The sequence below is a fragment of the Nocardiopsis camelliae genome, assembly GCF_028993595.1.
Taxonomy (GTDB): Bacteria; Actinomycetota; Actinomycetes; order Streptosporangiales; family Streptosporangiaceae; genus Nocardiopsis; species Nocardiopsis dassonvillei.
Genome location: NZ_CP118614.1, coordinates 686,430 through 707,974, shown reverse-complemented (window position 1 = coordinate 707,974; position 21,545 = coordinate 686,430). Strand labels below are relative to the sequence as shown.

The following is a 21,545-nucleotide window of genomic DNA, read 5'->3' as shown; positions in this document are numbered from 1 at the left end:
GGACACTGACATTTCAGGGGGTAAGAGACCAGGTGTCCGGGCGGTTTTCGGACACCCTTGCGAGACTTTCTCCGCGAAACCCGCCGGTAACCGAGCGTGCGTCAGAATACTGGCTGCCATGCACGACCCGTGGCACGACCTCCCGGCACTGCCCGACCGTCCCCTGACCGTGGAGGACCTGGAACCCCTGCCGGACGACGGCCGGCGGTACGAACTGGCCGACGGCAGGCTGGAGGTCTTCTACGCCGGTACCGCCATGCACTCTTCGCCGCGACACGGTTGGGCTTCCAGCTGACCATGAACGAGCCCGAGGGCTACGAGACCCTCCCCCGGGTGTCGTTCGTCATGGACGCGCGGCGTACGTGCTTCCGGGCGCCCGACGTGTCGGTGCGTTCCACGGACAAGGAGCTGGAGGACTACCCGACGGACCCTCCACTGCTCGCGGTCGAGGTCACCACGGCGGAGAGTGTGCTCCGCGACCACCATGCCAAGTTGCGTGAGTACGCCGCCTTCGGCATCCCCTCGTACTGGATCGTCACTCCCTGCCGGTGGGCGCCGAGCGTCATCGAGTTCCGCCTGGAGAACGACGGATACCGACCGGTCCGCAAGGTCGACGGCACCGACGTCTTCGAGACCGACCTCCCCTTCCCCGTGAAGCTCGTGCCGCACTGGCTCGTCGCGAGCGGCCCGTGGAAGAGGCGCATCGGCGGCGGACCCGAGGAGGCTCAGGGCGTCCAGCGGTAGAGGTGTTCGGGGCGGCCCGTCGAGCCGTAGCGCATGCGCAGCTCGGCCCGGCCGACCGCGCACAGGTGCTCCAGGTAGCGCCGCGCGGTCACCCGCGACACCCCGGCGCGCTCGGCCACCTCCGAGGCCGACACGTCCCCTTCCGCCTCCCGCAGCACCCCCGCCACCAGGTCCACCGTGGTCGCGGTCAGCCCCTTGGGCAGCGACCGGCCCCCGGCCGGGCGCAGCAGCCCGAACAGCCGGTCCACCTCCTGCTGGGTGGCCTCCCCGTCGGCGTCCATCCTCCGGCGCGCCACGGCGTAGCGCTCCAGCTGGTCGCGCAGCACGCTGAGCGGGAACGGCTTGAGCAGGTAGTGGACCGCCCCGCCGTGCATGGCCGAGCGCACCTGGCCGATGTCGCGCACGGCGGTGATCATCAGGAAGTCCGTCCGCTGGGGCGCGGCGCTGGTGGCGGCGGCGCGCAGGGCGCGCATCACCGAGATCCCCGAGGCGTCGGGCAGGTGCAGGTCGAGCAGCACCAGGTCGGGCTGGTGCCCCCGGATCTGGGTGAGGGCGGCGGCGGCCGTGTGCGCCACCCCCGCCACGGTGAACCCCGGCAGCGACTCCACCAGCTCCTGGTGGTTGCGCGCCACCCGCACGTCGTCGTCCACGACCAGCACGCGGATCATCGGGCCGCCCCCCGCGGCGCCTCGGCCCCCGCCAGGGGCAGGCAGGCGGTGAACACCGCTCCCTCGTCGGCGTCGGGCGCCTCCATCTCCACGCTTCCCCCTCTTCCCTCGCAGACCTGCTTGACCAGCGCCAGGCCCAGCCCGCGCGTGCCGCCGTCCCGGGACGCCTTGGTGGTGAACCCGAGCCGGAAGATCTCCTCCGCAACGTCGTCGGCCACACCGTGCCCGGAGTCGGTCACCCGGATCTCCAGCAGGTCGTGGGGCAGGTCGGTGCCCTCGGCCCGGTGCAGCCGCACCATCAGCTCCACCCAGCCGTGCGGGGTCGAGGCCACCGCGTCGAGCGCGTTGTCGACCAGGTTGCCGAGGACGAGCAGCGCGTCGGAGCGCACCTCCCGGTCCAGCGCGGGGACGCTGGTGAGGGGGGACAGCCGCAGTTCCACACCCAGCTCGGAGGCCTGCGCGGACTTGGCGATGGTCAGCGCGGCCAGCGCGGAGTCGCCGACGTGCCGGGAGATGTCCGCGCTGGTGCGGCTGTGCGTGGCGGACAGGTCGGCGAGGTAGGCGCGGGCCTCCTCGTGGGCGCCGAGTTCGAGCATTCCGGCGATGGTGTGCACCCGGTTGGCGAACTCGTGGGTCTGGGCGCGCAGGCCGCGGGTGACCGTGCGCGCGCCGTCGAGCTCGCCGGTGAGCCGGTCCAGCTCGGTGCGGTCGCGGAAGGTGACGACCGCACCCGCGTCCTGGCCGCGCAGGTGGACCGGCATCCGGTTGGCGACCAGGATGCGGTGCCCCGCCAGGAGGAGGCGGTCGTCGCCGGGGTCGTCGCCGGAGACGATGTCGCGGACGCGTTCGGACAGGCCGAGTTCGTCCAGGCCCCGGCCCTCGGCGTCCTCGGGCAGGCCGAGCATCTCCCGGACGGGCGGGTTGGCCAGGACGAGGCGGCCCGAGCCGTCCACGGCGAGCACGCCCTCGCGGACCGCGTACAGCAGGGCCTCCCGGCTCTCCAGCAGGGAGGTGATGTCGGCGGGTTCGAGCCCGTGGGTCTTGGTGCGGACCTGGCGGGAGAGGGCCCACGCACCGGCCACGCCCAGGACCAGCACCACGGCCACCGTGCCCAGTATGGCGGGGACCGCCTCCCTGGCCTCGGTGGCGGCGCTGGAGGCGAGGATGCCCAGGGAGACGTAGCCGACCACCTCGCCGCGCGCGTCGCCGCCGTTGACCGAGCCGCCTTCGGAGAACACCGGGACCTTGGCGCGCACGGTGCGTCCCCGCGTCCCCTCCTGCACGCCGGTCCACTCCCGTCCCTCCGCGGCGGGTCCGGGCGGGGTGGACACGGTGTGGCCGATGAGTTCGTCGTCGGGGTGCGAGTAGCGGATCCCCTCCGGGGAGGCGATGACCACGAACTCGGTGCTGGTGGCGGAGTCGATCCGGTCGGCCAGGGGTGCGAGTTCGGCCGCCGGGTCGGCGGCCTGGAGGCCCGTGACGACCTCGGGCATCACGGCCACCGACCGGGCCAGGCTCAGGACCCGCTCGGCGTAGTGGCGGTCGGTGGCCCGGTCCATGTGGACGGCCCACAGCGCGCCCACGGCGGCCAGGGCCAGTGCCAGCAGGAGCACGTAGCCGATGAACAGGGAGCCGGTGAGCGATAGTCGAAAGCGCGCGGGGTACGTGATCATGTGTTCTCCAGGCGCCGTGGCGGGGGACGCGGAAGCCCCGGCCGGGCGAACGCGCAGGTGGGCGTTGCACGAACAATACGACCGAACGTGACGCGGGTGTTAACACGATCCTGACACGCGCGTGACCCGGGTCACGTTCCAGCCTGTCCGGCGGCGCCCGGAGAGGGGGTCCGCGGGGGGCGGGATCCGCCGATGGCGGCCCTCAGGCGGCGTCGCGGAAGACCTGCGCGGAGTGCCAGGCGACATGGGCGGGTTCGACGGCGGGACTGCCCGGAACCGGGCGGACGAGGTCGCGTCCGGCGAGGGAGAGCACGACCGTCTCGGCCGCGGGGGAGCGCGCCTCGAAGTGCGGGGACACCGCGACGGTGAGTTCGCCGGTGAGCCCGAGGACGCCGCGGTCGAACAGCAGGTGGTGCGTCGGGCACAGGCACAGGCCGTTGTCCAGGTCGTTGGGGCCGTCGTACGACCACCAGCGGATGTGGGCGGCCTCCAGCCCGACCGACACGCCGTCCAGTCGCCCCTCGTAACCGCAGAACGCGCACCGGTGCTCGTAGGCGGTCAGCACGGTCTCCCGGAACCGGGGGTCGCGGACGCCGCCCTCCCCCGGCGCGGGGACCGGCCCCTGGCCCACGCGGAGTCCGGTGAGGGCGATGATGCCCTCGTGCAGCGAGGGGGCGAAGTTCTCATCGAGCAGGCGGCGGCCGATGCGGGCGGCCAGACCGGGGTCGTCGCTCAGGGCCGCGTCCAGGTCGGGAGCCAGCCTGCCCCGCGCCTCCTTCTCCCGCAGCAGGGTCACCCCCGAGCCCGGAGAGCCCTCGCCGTCCACCGTGGTGACCCGCCAGAACCCGTCGGTCTCCAGGTGGTGGAAGGGGTAGCCGGGGTGGGTGGATCTCGTCGGGCCGAACTCCCGCAGGAGCCGCGCGAGCCGGGCCTCGGCCTCGCTGTAGACGATGGGCGCGTTGCCGTGCCGCTGGTGGTGCGCGAGCGCGTACAGCAGCAGGAGGGGCTTGTGGGGGGCGCGGACCCCGGCACGGGACCATCGTTTGACGGATCCGAGCCGCTGGGTCCAGTCCATACCGCCACACCCTAGTACGGGGGCTTTCGGCGGCTTCCGGGAGGTGCTCCTCCCCGGGGATGTCGTGCGCCGGGCGGACCGGGACGTTCGGCGCGGTCGCGGAGCCGCACCGCGCCGCGGGACACGCCCCGGCACCGGGACGCTCGACGGCCGCGGCAGCAGGCGCTTTCGGCGCGGGTCCCGGGGCCCGGCGGACTACCATCTTCACCATGGCAACCGGGAACACGGGTCGCAAGCGCCCCACGATCAGCGACGTCGCCCGCCGGGCGGGCGTGAGCAAGGGCGCCGTGTCCCGGGCGTTGAACACCGGTACCGGCACCAGCGCCAGCACCCGGGAACGCATCCGCCAGGCGGCGGTCGAACTGGGCTGGAGCCCGAGTTACGCAGCGCGCGCGCTCAACGGCAAGTCGCTGGGCACCATCGGCCTGATCGTGCGCCGCTCCCCCGAGATACTCGACTTCGACGCGTTCTTCCCCTCGTTCCTGTCCGGTATCGAGTCGGTGCTCTCCGGCGAGGAGCACGCCACCGTCATCCGCTTCGTGCCCGACGAGCGGACCGAGGCCGCCACCTACGAGCGGCTGTTCAACGACCACTTCGTCGACGGCTTCCTGGTCACCGACCTGCGGACGGACGACGGCCGTCCCGCGATGCTGCGCCGCCTGGGCGCGCCCGCCGTGGTGGTGGGCGCGCCCGAGGGCTCCTCCGACTTCCCCACCGTCACCAACGACTCCGGGGAGGCCATCCGCGGCCTGGTCCGCTGCTTCGTCGAGGCGGGGCACGAGCGCATCGCCCACGTGCAGGGCGACCCCCACATGCTGCACGCACACCAGCGCCGGCGCCACTGGGAGGAGGCCGTGCGCGAGTTCGGGCTGGAGCCGGGGCCCGTGGAGGAGCACGGCGGCTACACCATCGAGGGCGGGGCCCGGGCCACGGAGCGCATCCTCGCCAGGCCCGCCGCCGAGCGCCCCACCGCCGTCTTCTACGGCAGCGACCTCATGGCCATAGGCGGCTACTCCGTGCTGGGGGAGGCGGGCCTGACCGTCCCCGACGACGTGGCGGTGGCCGGTTTCGACGACATCCCCCTGGCCTCGTTCGTCACGCCGCCGCTGACGACCGTGCGCAACAGGCACCGCGCGCTGGGCAGTGTCGGGGCCCGCATCCTGCTGGACATGCTCAAGGGCCAGGAGCCGCCGCTGTCGACCGTGCTGGTCGGCGAGCTCCGCCGGAGGAAGTCGTCCGGACAGCCGGCGCACTGCTTGTAACGGTTCCACAACTGCCCCTCCTGCCTTTCTGTGATCTCGCCTACACTGCCGAGGTAAACCGGTTTACCTGATCATCGGGTCACGCGGAGCGACAGGCGTGGCCCACGGTTCTCGACGCTCCTGCCCACGGACCGACGGGCGCGTCCGACCCGCCCGCTCCGTCACCGCCGACGCTGACGACGGGCTCACATGGCCTACAGAGAAACGGAGACGGCCGTGAAGACACCCCCCACAGCACTCCTGTCCGCCTCGACGGCGCTGGTACTGGCCGCCGCGCTGACCGGCTGCGGTTCCGGCGAGGATTCCGGGGACCAGACGCTGACCTACTGGGCCAGCAACCAGGGAGCGAGCGTGGAGGAGGACCGGGAGGTCCTCCAGCCCGTGCTGGACCGCTTCACCGAGGAGACCGGGGTGGAGGTCGAGCTGGAGGTCATTCCCTGGAGCGAGCTGTACAACCGCATCCTCACCGCGGTCAGCAGCGGCGACGGCCCCGACGTGCTGAACATCGGCAACACCTGGGCGGCCAGCCTCCAGGAGACCGGCGCCTTCGTGCCCTACGAGGGGGCGGACCTGGAGGCGGTGGGCGGCGAGGGGCGCTTCGTCGGCACCAGCTTCGCCACCGGCGGAGCCGAGGGCCAGACGCCGACGTCGGTGCCGCTCTACGGGCTGTCCTACGCGCTGTTCTACAACCCCACCATGTTCGAGGAGGCGGGCATCGAGGAACCGCCCGCGACCTGGGACGAGTTCGTCGACACCGCGGACGAGCTGACCAGGGACACCGACGACGACGGCGAGATCGACCAGTACGGCTTCGTGCTGGAGGGCGGCAACGAGCGGCAGAACTCCCACATGGCCTTCATCCTCGGCCAGCAGCAGGGCGGACAGCTGTGGGGCGGGGACGGGCCCTCCTTCTCCTCCGACGAGCAGGTCGCCGCGGTCAAGCAGTGGGTGGACCTGATGGCCGTGGAAGAGGTCGTCGACCCCAGCAGCGCCGAGTTCAGCGACGGCACCCAGGGCATCAGCGACTTCGTCGACGGGCGCGCGGCCATGATCATCGTGCAGGGCAGCGCCCGCACCAGCATGGCCGCCCGCGGTTTCGAGGACTACGAGGTCGCCCAGGTGCCGATGCTCGACCCGCTGCCGGGCGAGCCCATCCAGAGCCACGCGGCCGGGATCAACATCAGCGTCTTCAACGACACCGACGACAAGGAGGGCGCTCTGCAGCTGGTCGAGCACCTGACCAGCCCGGAGGAGCAGGTGTACCTGTCCCAGGAGTTCCAGACGCTGCCCGTGGCCACCGAGGCCTACGACAGCGAGGAGCTGCGGAGCGAGTCCATGGAGACCTTCCGCACGATCCTGACCGAGCACTCCGCGCCGATGCCGCTGATCCCGGAGGAGGGCCAGATGGAGACGGTGCTCGGCGAGGCGATCGGCGGGCTCTTCGCCCAGGTGGCGACCGGAGGCGAGGTCACCGAAGCCGACGTCCGCCAGGCCATGGAGGCGGCCGAGACCCAGATGGACGCCGCGAACTAGGGAGTGTGTCCCTGGCCGCCCCGCCCCCGCGGCGGGGCGGCCGTCTGATGGAGGCGCTAGATGTCGACTACGGAAGAACAGGGGCCCGGCACCGTCGAGGCCCCGCCCCGGACCGGCCCCGCGGAGAAACCGGGCGGGCGGCGTCCGCGCCGCCCGGGGTGGTTCCTGCCCTACGGCATGGTGCTGCCCGCGGCGGTGCTGGAGCTGCTGGTCCATATCATCCCCATGGCCCTGGGGATCTACATCGCGTTCACCTCGCTGACGCAGCTGACCATCCGGCGCTGGACGACGGCGCCGCTGGTCGGCCTGGAGAACTTCGTCCGCGGTCTCGACCCCGGGAACGCCCTGGGCAGCGCCCTCTTCGAGAGCCTGTTCCGCACCACCGTCTACACCGTGCTGGTGGTGGGGGTGTCGTGGGTGCTGGGGATGGCCGCCGCGGTCGCGTTGAACACGAAGTTCCGGGGACGCGGCGTGCTGCGCACGCTGTTCCTCGTGCCCTACGCCCTGCCGGTCTACGTCGCCGCGATCATCTGGGCGTTCATGTTCAACCAGCGCGACGGCATGGTCAACCGGCTGCTCGTGGAGGACCTGGGGCTGCTGGACGAGCGCCCGTTCTGGCTCATCGGAGAGAACGCCTTCTGGGTGCTGGTGGTCGTGTCGGTGTGGCGGCTGTGGCCGTTCGCGTTCCTGATGCTCCTGGCGGCGCTGCAGAGCGTCCCCGAGGACATGTACGAGGCCGCGGCCATCGACGGCGCCTCGACCTGGAGGAGGTTCACCGGCATCACGCTGCCCATGGTGCGCCCGGCGAACGCGGTCGTCCTGCTCGTCATGACCTTGTGGACGTTCAACGAGTTCAACATCCCCTTCCTGCTCTTCGGCGACACCTCACCCGAGAGCGCGCGGCTGATCTCACCGCTGATCTACGAGCACTCCTTCGTCAACTGGAACTTCGGCCTGGGCGCCGCGATGAGCGTTCTGCTGCTCGTCGCGCTGGTCATCGCGTCGGCGGTCTACGTCCGACTGGTACTGCCCAAGGGGAGGGACAATGCGTGAGACACGGGGATTCCGCTGGTTCCGGCGGATCGTCCTGACCTTCCTCACCGTGTTCACGGTGCTGCCCCTGTACGTGCTGGTGGTGACCTCGGTGAAGCCGCTGGAGAACGTCCGGGGGATGTTCACCTGGCTGCCGGACCGCGTCACCCTCCAGCCGTACGTGGACATGTGGACGACGATCCCGTTGGCCCGCTACCTCACCAACAGCCTGATCGTCACGACCACAGCGACGGCCCTGGCGCTGGTGGTGGCGGTGCTGGCCGCCTATCCGCTGTCACGGCTGCGCTTCCGCGGCAGGCGGCTGTTCAGCATGACGGTGCTCTCGACGCAGATGTTTCCCGGCATCCTGTTCCTGCTGCCGCTCTTCCTGATCTTCGTGCGGCTGGAGGACCTCACCGGCATCGAGTTCACCGGCTCCTACACCGGGCTGATCATCACCTACCTGACCTTCGCCCTGCCGTTCTCGATCTGGATGCTGGCCGGGTACTTCAGCGCCATCCCCGAGGGCCTGGAGGAGGCGGCGATGATCGACGGCACCAGCAGGATCGGCGCCCTGGTGCGGGTCATCCTCCCCGTGGCCCGCCCGGGCATCCTCGCCGTGGGGGTGTTCGCGTTCATCACCGCCTGGGGAGAGGTGCTGTTCGCCTCGGTGCTCACCGACACCGAGACCCGCACCCTCTCCATCGGGCTGGAGCTCTACACCAGCCAGACCGACACCCTGTGGAACGAGCTGCTGGCCGCGTCGGTGACCGTCTCCCTGCCGGTGGTCGTGGCCTTCATGCTGGTCCAGCGCTACCTCGTGTCCGGGCTGTCGGCGGGCGCGGTGAAGTAGGGGCGGGTCCCCGGCCGTCCCGCGCACCCGCTGTCGGCGGGGCCGGGACGGCCGGGGCCCCACTCCACCAGGCGCGCGGGCTGCCCGGAGGTCCCCGACGGCTCCCCTGGGTCGACGCGGCCCCGGCCGGAGAGGGCCCCCGCTCACTCCGCGGGCGCCACACCGATCGGGCAGCTGGCACCGGTTCCGCCGATCCCGCAGTACCCGTTGGGGTTCTTGGCGTCGGACAGGTACTGCTGGTGGTAGTCCTCGGCGAAGTAGAACTCCCGCAGCGGCGCGATCTCGGTGGTGATCGGCCCGTATCCCGCGCGGGTGAGCACCGGCTGGAACGCGTCGCGGCTGGTCTCGGCCGCGATCCGCTGGGCGTCGTCGTGGTACAGGATCGCCGACCGGTACTGGGTGCCGACGTCGTTGCCCTGGCGCATGCCCTGGGTCGGGTCGTGGCCCTCCCAGAACACCTTGAGGATCTCCTCGTACGAGATGCGCTCGGGGTCGAACACCACCCGCACCGCCTCGGTGTGCCCGGTCAGACCCGAGCAGACCTCCTCGTAGGTCGGGTTGGGCGTGTAGCCGCCCGCGTAGCCCACCGCAGTCGTGATGATCCCCCGCTCCGCGCCCAGGCGCCAGAACATGCGCTCGGCTCCCCAGAAGCAGCCCATCGCCACATCGGCGATCCGGCTGCCCGCGGGGTAGGGCGGGGTGAGGCCGGTGCCCAGCACCGTGTGCCCGAAGGGCACGTCCATCGGGGTGTCCCGACCGGGCAGGGCGCGTGCTGGATCGACCATGGTCGTCTTTCTCCCGAACATGCTTCCCAGGGTATCCACGGGCCCGGTCCGGCGCACGGACGCGATCGAACCTGTGGACGGACGCGGTCGGCGGCCGTCGCCGGAGCGCCCGCCGACGCGGGACGCGCCCCCGTTCCCCCCTCACCGGTCCTTCCGCGCTCCCTCCCGCCTCCGCGCCTCCGGCCCGCGGCAAGGAGGCGGTGCTCACCCGCCTCCGTGGCGGCGCTCGCCCGCCCGCGCAATGAGGACACCCCGGACGATTCGTCCTACGATTGCTGACGTGCCGGAATCCAAGCGTGGTGTCGTCCTCGGGGCGACCGCCTTCCTCCTGTGGGGCGTGGCGGCCCTGTACTGGCCGCTCCTCTCCTCCTCCGAACCCAGCGAGATCCTCGCCCACCGCATGGTGTGGGCCCTGCTCGCGATGTGCGTCGTCATCCTCGTCACCCGCCGGGGCTGGTCCTGGTTCCCCTCGGTGCTGCGCAGCCCCCGCCGCCTGCTGCCGGTGGCCGCCGCGGCGGTGCTGATCTCCGTCAACTGGTGGGGGTTCATCTACGCGGTCTCCACCGAGCAGACCCTCCAGGCCTCGCTCGCGTACTTCATCAACCCGCTGATGTCGGTGTGCCTGGGGGTGCTGCTGTTCTCCGAACGGCTGCGGGCCCTCCAGTGGGTGGCGGTCGGCCTGGGCGTCCTGGCCGTGGCCGTGATGACCGTCGCCTACGGCGTGACCCCGTGGCTGGCGCTGCTCATGGCCGCCACCTTCGCCGCCTACGGCGCGGTGAAGAAGTACGTGGACCTGGACGGCGTGCGGAGCCTGACCGTCGAGACCATGGTGATGTTCCTGCCCGCGCTGGGCTTCGTGGTCCACCTGGAGGCGACCGGCGCGGGAACCGTGTTCTCGGTGTCCCCGGGCCACACCGCCCTGCTGGTCGGCAGCGGTTTCGTGACCGCCCTGCCGCTGCTGCTGTTCGGCGTGGCCGCGCGCCGGGTACCCCTGAGCGTCATCGGCATCCTCCAGTACATCGCCCCGGTCATCATGTTCTTCGTCGGCTGGCTGGTGCAGGGCGAGGAGATGCCGCCCGCCCGCTGGCTGGGCTTCGCGCTGGTGTGGCTGGCGCTGTGCGCGTTCGTCGTCGACCAGGTCCGCGACGCCCGTTCCCGGTCACGCGCCTCCGCCCGGGCCGGGGAGCAGGACGGGGCAGGAGTCGGGACGCAGGTCGGGGAGCAGTCCGGGGAAGACGCCGGGCAAGAGGCCGGAACCCCCGACGAACAGCGGAGACGCGAACTCGGACAGCCCGGGAAGCCGCTCCCGGAGGGGCCCGCCCGGCCCGAGTCCGCGGAGTGATCCGTTCTTCCCTGTTTCGGAAAACCCAAACTACCCTCTGTGACTCTGTGCTAACGTCAGGTCGCGGGTCGGGGGCAGCCTCCGGCCCGGACCAGGCCGCACGTCCCGGAGGGCCCTTCCATGCCTCGCACCAGCCGAACGGCACGCGCCACGCGCGCCGTCGCGGCCGTGTGCCCCGAGGCGCCCTCCCTGCTCCTGCTGCCGCTGGTCGTCGGGGCTCTGCTGGTCGGCCTGTGGCTGCTCGGCGCGGCCCCGGCCGCCGCCGACTCCGGCACTGATGTCGGCGGCTCACGGTCCCTGCTCGACGGGGGTCCACTCACCGGCGGCCGGCTGTCGGACGGCTTCTCCGGAACCTCAGGGAACCCCGAACACGCCTCCGCGGAGAGCACCGCACCGCACCACGGCCTCCGGGACCGCGTCTCCTCCGGCCGGGCGGCCCTGGACGCCTCCTCCCTCGGGCTGGAGGGCTCCGGACGCCTCGGCGAGGTCGTCCCCGAGGGCGTAGGCAAGGTGGCCGAGCCGGTCGCCTCCACCCTGGGCACGGTGCACCAGCGCATCGAACACGGGGCCGAGCGCACCGCCGCCGAGACCGCCGCCGTCCTGCCCGAGGCCGCGTGGCCGGTCGCCGGGATGGGCGAGGGAGCACGGAACCTGGTCGGCGGGCTCGACCGCGACGGCCGCTCCGACGCGGGGCTCCTGGCCCCCGTGGCCCCCTCGGTCCACGAACCCGCCCCGGAGCGGGACGGCGACGACTCCGCGGCCGGGCCGCGCGAGCGGGCGAAGGGCGAGGACACCGTTCCCGGGGCCGGGCACGGCACCGTCTACGGGCACGGCTCCGTCATCCCGATCCGCGCCGCCGTGGCCTCAGTCGGCGCGGACGCGGGCGAGCGCCCGGACACCGCGGCCCCGGCCCCCGGTTCCTCCGCCCACCAGCTCACCGCCGGTTCGACCGCGCCCGCCGGGGGCGGCGTCCCCGTTCCCGCCGTCGCGGGATACCTCACCGCGGCGCCCGTCACCGTGCCCTCCGCCGACGCCGTCCTGCTCGCCGCCCGCGCCCTGCTCACGGTGCCCGGCGGCCCCAGCGACGACCCCACGGTCTCCCCCGACTAGGACGCGTCCCCTTCCGCGCGGACGCACACCCGCGCACGGACCCGTCCCAGCCAGGCCCTCTGCGCGCTCTCTGGGAGCTGACCTGAGTCCCGTGCCCCGTTCACGGAATTCACGCCAGCCGGTGGTCCGCCCCGGCTCCGGCCGGACGCGCCCCACGCGTTCGGTCCCCGTATCCACTGATCCAGAGCACAACCTCCGAAGGGAAACCCATGACGCAGGTCAAGCGCATATCAGCCAGGGCCGTCCTCCTCGCCGCCGGAACGGCGGGCTTCGTCGCCCTCGGCGCCGGGGTCTCCGGCGCCGAGTCCCTCTCCTCGCCCGTCCACGAGATCGCGCCGCTCGTCGAGCGCGCCCTGGTGGAGGGCGTCGCCCCCACCGTGAACAGCGTGGCGCCCGAGGGTGTCGGGCCGATCGCCGACAGCGCCCTGAGCGAGCTCCAGGAGACGGCGCACAACCCCGAGAAGCCCGCTCCCGACCTGGCCGCCCCGCTGCCCGAGGGCCAGGACATCCGGACCCCGCTGGGCGAGGTGCCCAACCCGACCTCCGAGCTGGCCGACACCGTCTCCGGGGTCCAGGACGCCACCGGCCTGGACGGCGACCCCTACGACACCATCGGCCACGACGCCGGGCGCGCCCTGGAGCACGGCGGCCACCGTGCGGGCGAGGCCGTGGAGGAGACCGCGGTCACGGTGCTGCCGCACACCCTGGAGTCGGTCTACGGGCTGCGCGAGCAGGTGGACCTGCCCCGGGTCGGCCAGGTCGCCCAACTGCCGGACACCTCCCGGCTCCGCGACGCCGCCCAGCTGCCCGACACCTCCGACCTGTCCTCGGTGACCGGCGGCAACAGCCTGTCGCTGGACGGCGCCGAGGCGCCCGTCCTGGAGGAGGCCCTGGGTCTGGGCGGCTCCCCCACCGTGCGCCAGAGCGCGGCCGCGCCCCCCGTCCCGAACATGTGGGACATCGCCTACGTCTTCGGTCTGGAGACGCCGGGCAGCGTGCAGGACCTCATGGGGGCCACCCCCCTGACCGAGGGCAGCGACGTCAGCCTCGGCGAGGAGAGGGTGCTCGGCATGATCGGCCAGCGCAACCTCGACCAGCCCCTCACCACCGTCCACCAGTCGGCGCCCGCGTCGCCCGGCCTGGGAGACCTGACCGACGCCCTCGCGAGCGGCGCCGAGAACGGCGACCTCAGGGCCGCCGAGCTCCGGCCCCTGAACGTGGAGGGCCCCCTGGCCGAGTCCGAGGTGCCCCGCCTGTCCGGCACCGGCGTGCCCGTGGTCGACGACGCGGTGGACTCCGTCGTGCCGCAGCTCGCCGACGCCCGGGTGCCCGGGGTCGCCGAGGGCGTCAACACCGAGACCGCCGAGGACCTGGTGGCCGCGCTGAGCCGCGGCACCGACCTGCTGAACGACGTGGACACCAGCGACCTGCTGTCCGTCGAGGGCGGCACCGTCCCGCAGGAGACCCCCGCGGGCATGACGCAGCACCCGACCTTCATGGACCTGCCCGGTTCCGAGGCCCTGCCCGTCATCAGCTAGGGCGCGACCCCGCACAGCCGGCGGGCGCGACGGCTCTCCCCCGCCGCGTCCGCCGGTCCCGGGGCGGTCCGCCGGGCACCTGAACGGAATCCCACCGCGACACCGGCACGGCCTCCCCGCACGGCGGGACTGAGAGACACGGCGACGGCGCCGCCCCACCGGGCGGCGCCGTCGTCACGTCACCGGCACGACGGCCGAGGCCGTCCGCCTCCGGGTTCGCGCAGGGGTCGCGGCGCGGCCACCGCCCGGGGCATGACGGCGCCGTCGTGGCCGAACCCCGTAGGGTGCTCCGCATGACCGAGATCGAGATCACCGCGGGTCTCGTCCGCGACCTGCTGCGCGACCAGCACCCGGACCTGGCCGGGCTGCCCCTGCGCGAGGTGGACGGCGGCTGGGGCAACCAGATGTGGCGCCTCGGGGACGAACTGGCCGTGCGGATCCAGCGCATGGACACCGACCCCGACGACCAGCTCAAGGAGCGCCGCTGGCTGCCGCTGCTCGCCCCGCTCCTGCCGCTGCCCGTCCCCGTGCCGGTACGCGGCGGTACCCCCTGCGAGCGGTTCCCCAAGATGTGGACGGTCATGACGTGGGTGCCGGGCCTGCCGCTGGACCGCGGGTCGATCACCCGCGGCGGGCACGCGGCCGACACCCTGGCGGCGTTCCTGCGGGCCCTGCACGTGCCGGCGCCCGCCGACGCGCCGGTCGACACGGACCGCGGTGCCCGCCCCGGGGGCTGCACGGAGGGCTTCGACCGGTTCCTCGGTGCCCTCGACGCCGACGCGATCGGCGCCGACGCCGCCGGTGTCCGGGCCGTGTGGGACGACGCCGTCGCGGCCCCCGCGTGGGAGGGCCCGCCGGTGTGGGTGCACGGCGACCTGCACCCCGCGAACGTCGTGGTCGCGGACGGGACGCTGGCGGGCGTCGTCGACTTCGGCGACCTGTCCGCCGGAGACCCGGCGGCGGACCTGGCGGCCGCCTGGGTGCTGCTGCCGACGGGCGCGGCGGCACGCTTCTTCGCCGCGTACGCGGAGGCCGACGAGGCGACGGTCCGGCGCGCCCGCGGGCTGGCCGCGCTGAAGAGCCTCTTCCTGATGCTGATGGGCCAGAACGGGGACCGCGGCCTGCCCGGCGGCAAGCCGGCGTGGGGCCCGGCGGGGCGGGCGGCGCTCGACCGGGTCCTGGACGGGCGTCCGGCCCGGTTCCACGGGTAGGTCGTCGGCGCGCTCAGCCCGCGCGTTCCGCCGGATGCGCCGGATAAGCCGGGTGGTCGGTGACCGTCCCCGAGGACAGCGAAACGGCGCCGCCCCACCGGACGGCGCCGTCTTCGGTCCCCTCGGCCGCCGCGGGCGTCCTCACGGACACCCGCCGAAGGTCAGCCCGAGCGCTCGACCACGTAGTCGCACAGCGCCTCGAAGGCGCCCCTGGCCGGGCTCTCGGGCAGGGTCGCCAGCTCCGCGCGCGCCTTGTCGGACCAGCCGCGCAGCGTGGCCTCGGCCTCGGCCATCGCCGGGTGCACCCGCAGCAGCGCCAGCGCCTCCTCGGCCTCCTCGTCGTCCAGCGGGCGGCCCAGCAGCGACTTGAGCCGCTCGTCCGCCGCGTCCCGGGAGCGCAGCGCGTAGAACATCGGCAGGGTCAGCACGCCCTCGCGCAGGTCGGTCCCCGGGGTCTTGCCCGAGTCCGTGCTCTCGCTCGCCACGTCCAGCAGGTCGTCGGCGAGCTGGAAGGCCATCCCCAGCGCGTCGCACGCCCGCGTGACCGTCCCGATCGTCTCGGGGTCGACCTTGCCGAACATGCCGCCGAACTCCGCCGACGACGCGATGAGGGACGCCGTCTTGTCGCTGATCACCCGCAGGTAGTGGTCCAGCGGGTCGGTGCCCTCCTGCGGGCCGGAGGTCTCCAGGATCTGCCCCTGCACCAGGCGCCCGAACGTGGTCGCCTGGAGCCGGACCGCCTCGGTGCCCAGGTCTGCGAGCATCTCCGAGGCGCGGGCGAACACGTAGTCGCCGGTCAGGATCGCGACGCTGTTGCCCCAGCGCTGGTTGGCGCTGGGCTCGCCGCGCCGCAGCTCCGCCTCGTCCATGACGTCGTCGTGGTAGAGGGTGGCCACGTGGGTGAGCTCCACCACGGCCGCGGCCGGGATGAGGTCGGGCACGGTCGGGTCGCCGAAGTGGGCGGCCAGCAGGACCAGGGTCGCGCGGAAGCGCTTGCCCCCGGCGGCCAGCAGGTGGGACGCCGCCTCGGTCAGCAGGGGGTCGCTCGACGCGACCGACTCCCGCAGCAGGTCCTCGACCTTCTCCAGGTTGTCCTGGACCTCCCGGGCAAGGGCATCGTCGACTCTCGGCAGAGCGAGAAACCCGCTCGGGACAGCACCGCTCACCGTACAGCTCCACCTGTCGAACGGCACGGAGGTGACCCCGGGTGAGGGGGCCACCGCGTGCTCAGCACATGAACATGATCCGACTTGCCACGGTATCCGACCCGGAATGAACAGCCAAAGCCACACCCGGGTACGGAACCGGCAGGTGACGAATCCCAGGTCAGACCTGGTAATTGGTCACTCTGCCGGTCACCCGCGGTCAGCGCTCGCGTCCGACCGGAACCCGGAGCCCGTACCCGCCGGTCACCGTGCGTTCACGGCCGCCGGTCACTCCGTGCCTCCGGCGCTTCCGGCGCTTCCGGCCTGCGTCGACGCCTGCTCGACCATCACCGAGGTCGGGGCCTGGTCGGCGTCGGACGGGGGCAGCAGGTTGTCGAGCACCGCTCCCGGGTACACGCCGAGCAGCAGCGTCGCCGCCACCCCGATCGCGATGACCCCGCCCGTAGCCGCTCCGGCGCGCACCACCGTGGGGCCCTCGCCCTCCGGGTCCCGGAAGAACATCACCACGATGATCCGCACGTAGAAGAACGCGGTCACCGCGCTGCTCAGCACACCCACCACGACCAGCGGGACGGCCCCGGCCGCCACCGCGGCCTCGAACACCGCGAACTTGCCGATGAAGCCGCTCGTGAGCGGGATCCCGGCGAACGCCAGCAGGAACAGCGCCAGCGCCCCGGCCAGCACGGGCGAGCGGCGGCCCAGCCCCGCCCACCGGTCCAGGTCGCCCAGCTCCTGGCCGCCGTCCTTGGTCCGCACCAGCGTCACCACGGCGAACGCGCCCAGCGTGGTGAACCCGTAGGCCGCCAGGTAGAACATGGCTCCCGCGAGCCCGTCCGTGCTGCCCGCCACGACCGCGGTCAGGATGAACCCGGCGTGCACGACCGACGAGTAGGCCAGCAGCCGCTTGACGTCGCGCTGGGTCACCGCGATGACCGCGGCCACGACCATCGTCAGGACGGCCACCGCCCACAGCATCGGCTCCCAGCTCTGGGCCGAGCCCCCGAAGGGCACGAAGAACACCCGCAGCAGGGCGCCGAACGCGGCGACCAGCGTGCAGGAGGCCATCAGCGCCGTGATCGGGGTCGGCGCGCCCTGGTACACGTCCGGCTTCCAGTTGTGGAAGGGCACCGCGCCGACCTTGAACAGCAGGCCGACCGCCACCAGGCCGATGCCCATGAGCAGCAGCGGCTCGCCGTCTCCGCCCTGGAAGACGTCCGCGCCGCCCGCCTCGACGGCCACGCGGATCTCGCCGAAGTTCACCGAGCCCGCGTAGCCGTAGACCATGGCGGCGCCGAACAGGAAGAACGCCGACGAGAACGCGCCCAGCAGGAAGTACTTGACCGCGGCCTCCTGCGAGAACAGTCGGCGGCGCCGGGCCAGCCCGCACAGCAGGTACAGCGGAAGGCTCATGACCTCCAGCGCGATGAACATCGTCAGGAAGTCGTTCGAGGCCGGGAACATCAGCATCCCCAGCACCGCGAACATCACCAGCGGGTACACCTCGGTGTGCTGGGAGCCCGCCAGGATGTGCGCGCGCTCCTCCTCGCTCCCGGGCACCGTCGCCGCCTGCGCGGCGAACGCGTCGCGCCCGTCCCGGCGCTCGGAGATCAGCAGCAGGCTCACCAGCGCGAGCACGGTGATGGTGCCCTGGAAGAAGATCACCGTCCGGTCCACCGCCAGCGCCCCGGCGCCGACCGTCACCCCCGGCGCGTCATCGGGCAGCGAGCCCACCTGGAGCACCAGCAGGACGAACGCGGCCAGCAGCGCGAGCGCCGCGAGCCCGATCTGGACGGCGCGGCGCCGCCCCTGGGGGACGAACGCCTCGAACAGCACGCCCAGCACACCGGCGGCGAACACCGTGAGCAGCGGCGCGAGCAGCCACCAGTCCATCTGCGGCGCCGCCTCGGTGATGACGGGAAGGTCCATGTGGGGGATCACTCCGCGTCTCCTTCCTCTTCCTGGGCGCCCGCGGCGCCCCCGGTCCCGCTGTCAGGGCCCGCGCCGACCTCCACGGTGCGCTCCACCGCGGGGTTGATCACGTCCAGCACCGGCTGCGGGTACAGGCCGAGCAGGAGGATGAGCGCGAGCAGCGGGGCCACCGCCCACGTCTCCCGCGCCGACAGGTCGCGCAGGCCGGTCAGGTCCTCCCGGGTGGGTCCGTTCATGGTGCGCTGGTACATCCACAGGATGTAGAGCGCGGCCAGGACCACGCCGACCGCCGCGACGATCGCGGGTGCCGGGCTGAACGCGTACACGCCGACGAACACCAGGAACTCGCTGACGAACGGCGCCAGACCGGGCAGTGCCAGACCGGCCAGGCCGGTCACCAGGAACACCCCGGCCAGCTTGGGCGCGATCCGCTGCACGCCGCCGTAGTCGCTGATGAGCGCGGAGCCGCGTCGGGCGATCAGGAAGCCCACGACCAGGAACAGCGCCCCGGTCGCGAAGCCGTGGTTGACCATGTACAGGGCGGCCCCGGCCTGTCCCTGCGCGGTCAGGGCGAAGATGCCCAGGGTGATGAAGCCGAAGTGGGAGACCGACGTGTAGGCCACCAGGCGCATCATGTCGTTCTGCCCGATGGCCAGGATCGCGCCGTAGATGATGCTCACCAGGCTCAGCGCCACCACCGGCCACACGAACCAGGACACGGCCGCCGGGAACAGCTCCAGGCAGTAGCGCAGCATCCCGTAGGTGCCGACCTTGTCCAGCACGCCCACCAGCAGCACGGCGGTGCCCGGGCGCGAGGCGCCCGCCGCCGAGGGCAGCCAGGTGTGCACGGGCCACATCGGCGCCTTGATCGCGAAGGCGATGAAGAAGCCGAGGAACAGCCAGCGGGCCGTGGCCGGGTCGACGGCGGCCAGGGCGCTGCCCTCGCCGACCAGGTCGCTCCACAGGAAGGTGCCGCCGACGACGTACACGCCGATCACCGCGACCAGCATGACCAGGCCGCCGGCGAGGCTGTAGAGCAGGAACTTGACCGCTGCCCTGGACCGGTCGTCGCCGCGCCCGTAGCGCCCGATCATGAAGTAGACCGGGATGAGCATGGCCTCGAAGAACACGTAGAACAGGAAGACGTCGGTGGCGGCGAAGACGCCGATCATCATCGCTTCCAGGACCAGGATGAGCGCGAAGTACCCGCGCCCCCCGTCCTCGCGGTCGTCGTGCTCGCGCCAGGCGGCCAGGACCACCAGCGGCACCAGCACGGCCGACATCAGTACCAGCGCCAGGGCGATGCCGTCCACGCCCACGGCGTAGCTGACGCCGAAGCGCGGGATCCAGGGGTAGACCTCCTCGAACTGGAGGGCTCCCGCCCGGGAGGTGTCGAACTGCAGGGCCATGGCCCCGAGCACGAGCAGGGTGGCGAGCGAGAAGCCCAGCGTGATCCGCTTGGCGGTCTCGGCCGGTGCTCCGCCCTTGGCCGCGGCGGCGGGCCGCACGGCCGTCGCCGTGGCGGTGGCGCCTCCGGAGGAGGCGGTGGCGGACGAGGCGGCCGAGGCCGCGGCCGTCCGCTCCGTGGCGGCCTTGGCGGTGCGCGGCAGCGCCCAGACCAGGACCGCGCCGACCGCGGGGAGCGCGATCGCGATGGTGAGCCAGGGGATCATGTCAGAACCTCACAGCCAGCGTCGCGGCGACGATGACGGCGCCGAAGAGCATGGTGAGCGCGTACGTGCGGGCGAACCCGGTCTGGACCCGGCCCAGCCCGCTGGAGGAGTCGCGCACCCCGGCGCCGAGCCCGTTGACCGCCCCGTCGATGACCTTGTCCTCGATGACGAGCAGGGCCCGGGTGAGCTGCTGGCCGGGCCGCATGAGCAGGCCCTCGTTGATCTCGTTGCCGTACAGCTCGCGGCTGGCGGCGACGGTGACGGGGTTGCCCTTGGGCGCGGTGCGCTCCACGGGCTTGCGCAGGTAGACCGCCCAGGCGGCGGCCACGCCCAGGACCATGACGCCGAGGGCGGCCAGTCCGTAGGGCGCGGTGAACGCGTGCACGACGTCGAAGTGGTGCGGGTGGGCCCCGGTGGCCGGGGTCAGGAAGCCCGCGAACCGGTCTCCGAGCGTGAGGAAGGCGCCCAGCGCGACCGACCCGACGGCGAGCACCACCATGGGGGCGGTCATGCTGACCGGCGATTCGTGCGGGTGCACGCCCTCGTCCCACCGCTTCTTGCCGAGGAAGGTCATGAAGACCATCCGCGACATGTAGAAGGCGGTGAGCCCCGCGCCGACGATGACGGCGGTCCCGAGCACCATGCCCTGGGTGCCGCCCACGCCGAAGGCCGCGGAGATGATGCTCTCCTTGGTCCACCAGCCCGACAGCAGCGGGAAGCCGATGATGGCCAGGTAGCCGAGGCCGAAGGTGGCGAAGGTGACCGGCATGACCCGGGCCAGGCCGCCGTAGCGGCGCATGTCCACGCCGTCGTTCATGGCGTGCATGACCGATCCGGCGCCCAGGAACAGCCCGGCCTTGAAGAAGCCGTGCGTGACCAGGTGGGCGATGGCGGCCACGTAGCCGACCGGGCCGAGCCCGGCGGCCAGGACCATCATGCCGATCTGGCTCATCGTGGACCCTGCCAGGGACTTCTTGATGTCGTCCTTGGCCGAGGCGATGATCCCGCCCGCCAGCATGGTGGCGGCGCCCACGACGGTGACCACGGTCTGGGCGACCGGGGCGCCCTCGAAGATGGGTCCGGCGCGCACGATGAGGTACACGCCCGCGGTGACCATGGTGGCCGCGTGGATGAGCGCGGACACCGGGGTCGGGCCCTCCATGGCGTCGAGCAGCCACGCCTGGAGCGGCAGCTGCGCGGACTTGCCGCAGGCGCCCAGGAGCAGCAGCAGACCGACGGCGAGCAGCACTCCGTCGCTCGCGCCGGGCACGGCGGCGAACACGTCGCTGAAGCTGACCGCGCCCAGCACCGCGAACATGATCATGATCGCGATGAGCAGGCCCATGTCGCCGACGCGGTTGATGATGAACGCCTTCTTGGCGGCCACCGCGGCGGAGGGCTTGTACTGCCAGAACCCGATGAGCAGGTAGGACGCCAGGCCCACGCCCTCCCAGCCGAGGAAGAGCAGCACGAAGTTGTCCGCGAGCACCAGCACGAGCATGGCGGCCACGAACAGGTTGAGGTAGGCGAAGAAGCGCCGCCTGCCCGGGTCCTCGGCCATGTAGCCGATGGAGTAGATGTGGATGAGCGACCCCACGAAGGTGATCAGCAGGACGAAGCTGATCGAGAGGGGGTCGACGAGCAGGTCCACCCCGGCGGAGAACTCTCCGACGGAGAACCACTCGTAGACGGGGACGGAGACGCTGCGGGCGTCGGCCGCCCTGCCGAGCAGGTCGAACAGGACGAGCAGCGCCCAGGCGAAGGAGGCGACCGGCAGGGCCGTGGCCAGCCAGTGCCCCCACTTGTCGGTGCGCCTGCCGCCGAGCAGCAGGACCGCCGCGCCCGCGAGGGGCAGGGCGATGAGCAGCCATGCGCCCGACAGCACCGCGCTGTCGGCCGCGGTCGCCACCACGGGTTCGGCGGCGAGGTACGCGTGAGATGTCACAGCCAC

At 72.6% G+C, this 21,545-nt stretch carries 18 protein-coding genes; 10 read left to right on the top strand and 8 right to left on the bottom strand.

Annotated features, from left to right (window positions below; genetic code table 11):
- Nucleotides 1-118 precede the first annotated feature (118 nt).
- A complete protein-coding gene (locus PV789_RS29795) occupies nt 119-295 on the top strand; it encodes a hypothetical protein (protein WP_368045814.1) in 177 nt (58 codons plus the stop codon).
- 2 nt (nt 296-297) lie between these two features.
- Entirely contained in the window at nt 298-744 is a 447-nt protein-coding gene (locus PV789_RS03330) for a Uma2 family endonuclease (RefSeq protein ID WP_368045813.1), read from the top strand.
- On the opposite strand, the gene PV789_RS03325 is transcribed toward PV789_RS03330, so the two are convergent.
- The 3 genes from PV789_RS03325 to PV789_RS03315 form a co-directional block, all read right to left on the bottom strand.
- Nucleotides 726-1,412: a response regulator gene (locus tag PV789_RS03325; RefSeq protein ID WP_274976108.1), complete on the bottom strand. Its 687-nt coding sequence runs from the start codon at nt 1,410-1,412 to the stop codon at nt 726-728. The genes PV789_RS03330 and PV789_RS03325 overlap by 19 nt on opposite strands.
- Nucleotides 1,409-3,085 (bottom strand): ATP-binding protein, encoded by a 1,677-nt coding sequence (locus tag PV789_RS03320; RefSeq protein WP_274976107.1) that lies wholly within the window; start codon nt 3,083-3,085, stop codon nt 1,409-1,411. Before PV789_RS03320 ends, PV789_RS03325 begins: the two co-directional genes overlap by 4 nt.
- Nucleotides 3,086-3,287: 202 nt before the next feature.
- Entirely contained in the window at nt 3,288-4,160 is an 873-nt protein-coding gene (locus PV789_RS03315; protein WP_274976106.1) for a phosphorothioated DNA-binding restriction endonuclease, read from the bottom strand.
- A 209-nt stretch (nt 4,161-4,369) separates the two neighbouring features.
- Here PV789_RS03315 and PV789_RS03310 point away from each other — a divergent pair, with 209 nt between their 5' ends.
- From PV789_RS03310 to PV789_RS03295, 4 genes are all read left to right on the top strand, one after another.
- Entirely contained in the window at nt 4,370-5,422 is a 1,053-nt protein-coding gene (locus PV789_RS03310) for a LacI family DNA-binding transcriptional regulator (RefSeq protein WP_274976105.1), read from the top strand.
- Nucleotides 5,423-5,638: 216 nt separating this feature from the next.
- The gene (locus tag PV789_RS03305) at nt 5,639-6,955 is read left to right on the top strand and encodes an extracellular solute-binding protein (RefSeq protein ID WP_274976104.1); all 1,317 of its coding nucleotides are present in this window, start codon (nt 5,639-5,641) and stop codon (nt 6,953-6,955) included.
- Nucleotides 6,956-7,015: 60 nt separating this feature from the next.
- The gene (locus PV789_RS03300; protein WP_274976103.1) at nt 7,016-8,008 is read left to right on the top strand and encodes a carbohydrate ABC transporter permease; all 993 of its coding nucleotides are present in this window, start codon (nt 7,016-7,018) and stop codon (nt 8,006-8,008) included.
- Complete coding sequence (locus tag PV789_RS03295) at nt 8,001-8,840, top strand: carbohydrate ABC transporter permease (RefSeq protein ID WP_248773408.1); 840 nt, start codon at nt 8,001-8,003, stop codon at nt 8,838-8,840. The genes PV789_RS03300 and PV789_RS03295 overlap by 8 nt, the downstream gene beginning before the upstream one ends.
- Nucleotides 8,841-8,983: 143 nt before the next feature.
- On the opposite strand, the gene msrA is transcribed toward PV789_RS03295, so the two are convergent.
- On the bottom strand, nt 8,984-9,646 hold the full coding sequence (gene msrA / locus PV789_RS03290) for a peptide-methionine (S)-S-oxide reductase MsrA (protein ID WP_274976102.1): 663 nt from the start codon (nt 9,644-9,646) through the stop codon (nt 8,984-8,986).
- A gap of 259 nt (nt 9,647-9,905) precedes the next feature.
- Between msrA and rarD the strand changes: the two genes are divergently transcribed.
- The 4 genes from rarD to PV789_RS03270 all read left to right on the top strand — a co-directional run bounded on the left by rarD (nt 9,906) and on the right by PV789_RS03270 (nt 14,826).
- Nucleotides 9,906-10,967: an EamA family transporter RarD gene (gene rarD, locus PV789_RS03285; protein WP_274976101.1), complete on the top strand. Its 1,062-nt coding sequence runs from the start codon at nt 9,906-9,908 to the stop codon at nt 10,965-10,967.
- A 120-nt stretch (nt 10,968-11,087) separates the two neighbouring features.
- The gene (locus PV789_RS03280) at nt 11,088-12,077 is read left to right on the top strand and encodes a flagellar associated protein (protein ID WP_274976100.1); all 990 of its coding nucleotides are present in this window, start codon (nt 11,088-11,090) and stop codon (nt 12,075-12,077) included.
- Nucleotides 12,078-12,286: 209 nt separating this feature from the next.
- Nucleotides 12,287-13,615 (top strand): hypothetical protein, encoded by a 1,329-nt coding sequence (locus tag PV789_RS03275; protein WP_274976099.1) that lies wholly within the window; start codon nt 12,287-12,289, stop codon nt 13,613-13,615.
- Between the two features lie 293 nt (nt 13,616-13,908).
- Nucleotides 13,909-14,826 carry a phosphotransferase gene (locus tag PV789_RS03270; protein ID WP_274976098.1) on the top strand — a complete coding sequence of 306 codons (918 nt, stop codon included), beginning with the start codon at nt 13,909-13,911 and terminating at the stop codon, nt 14,824-14,826.
- 161 nt (nt 14,827-14,987) lie between these two features.
- On the opposite strand, the gene PV789_RS03265 is transcribed toward PV789_RS03270, so the two are convergent.
- From PV789_RS03265 to nuoL, 4 genes are all read right to left on the bottom strand, one after another.
- Complete coding sequence (locus tag PV789_RS03265) at nt 14,988-15,992, bottom strand: polyprenyl synthetase family protein (RefSeq protein ID WP_274976097.1); 1,005 nt, start codon at nt 15,990-15,992, stop codon at nt 14,988-14,990.
- Nucleotides 15,993-16,259: 267 nt separating this feature from the next.
- Nucleotides 16,260-17,930, bottom strand: a complete 1,671-nt coding sequence (gene nuoN / locus PV789_RS03260) for an NADH-quinone oxidoreductase subunit NuoN (protein ID WP_274976096.1) — start codon at nt 17,928-17,930, stop codon at nt 16,260-16,262.
- On the bottom strand, nt 17,927-19,594 hold the full coding sequence (locus PV789_RS03255) for an NADH-quinone oxidoreductase subunit M (protein ID WP_274976095.1): 1,668 nt from the start codon (nt 19,592-19,594) through the stop codon (nt 17,927-17,929). Before PV789_RS03255 ends, nuoN begins: the two co-directional genes overlap by 4 nt.
- Before the next feature lies 1 nt (nt 19,595).
- Nucleotides 19,596-21,539, bottom strand: a complete 1,944-nt coding sequence (nuoL, locus tag PV789_RS03250) for an NADH-quinone oxidoreductase subunit L (protein WP_274978033.1) — start codon at nt 21,537-21,539, stop codon at nt 19,596-19,598.
- Between the last annotated feature and the right edge of the window lie 6 nt (nt 21,540-21,545).

Coding starts and splice junctions, on each gene's coding strand:
- PV789_RS03330 (WP_368045813.1), top strand. CDS start 298: ATGAACGAGCCCGAGGGCTACGAGACCCTCCCCCGGGTGTCGTTCGTC.
- PV789_RS29795 (WP_368045814.1), top strand. CDS start 119: ATGCACGACCCGTGGCACGACCTCCCGGCACTGCCCGACCGTCCCCTG.
- PV789_RS03255 (WP_274976095.1), bottom strand. CDS start 19,594: ATGATCCCCTGGCTCACCATCGCGATCGCGCTCCCCGCGGTCGGCGCG.
- PV789_RS03275 (WP_274976099.1), top strand. CDS start 12,287: ATGACGCAGGTCAAGCGCATATCAGCCAGGGCCGTCCTCCTCGCCGCC.
- PV789_RS03320 (WP_274976107.1), bottom strand. CDS start 3,085: ATGATCACGTACCCCGCGCGCTTTCGACTATCGCTCACCGGCTCCCTG.
- PV789_RS03315 (WP_274976106.1), bottom strand. CDS start 4,160: ATGGACTGGACCCAGCGGCTCGGATCCGTCAAACGATGGTCCCGTGCC.
- PV789_RS03270 (WP_274976098.1), top strand. CDS start 13,909: ATGACCGAGATCGAGATCACCGCGGGTCTCGTCCGCGACCTGCTGCGC.
- PV789_RS03300 (WP_274976103.1), top strand. CDS start 7,016: ATGTCGACTACGGAAGAACAGGGGCCCGGCACCGTCGAGGCCCCGCCC.
- msrA (WP_274976102.1), bottom strand. CDS start 9,646: ATGTTCGGGAGAAAGACGACCATGGTCGATCCAGCACGCGCCCTGCCC.
- PV789_RS03280 (WP_274976100.1), top strand. CDS start 11,088: ATGCCTCGCACCAGCCGAACGGCACGCGCCACGCGCGCCGTCGCGGCC.
- PV789_RS03295 (WP_248773408.1), top strand. CDS start 8,001: ATGCGTGAGACACGGGGATTCCGCTGGTTCCGGCGGATCGTCCTGACC.
- PV789_RS03325 (WP_274976108.1), bottom strand. CDS start 1,412: ATGATCCGCGTGCTGGTCGTGGACGACGACGTGCGGGTGGCGCGCAAC.
- PV789_RS03310 (WP_274976105.1), top strand. CDS start 4,370: ATGGCAACCGGGAACACGGGTCGCAAGCGCCCCACGATCAGCGACGTC.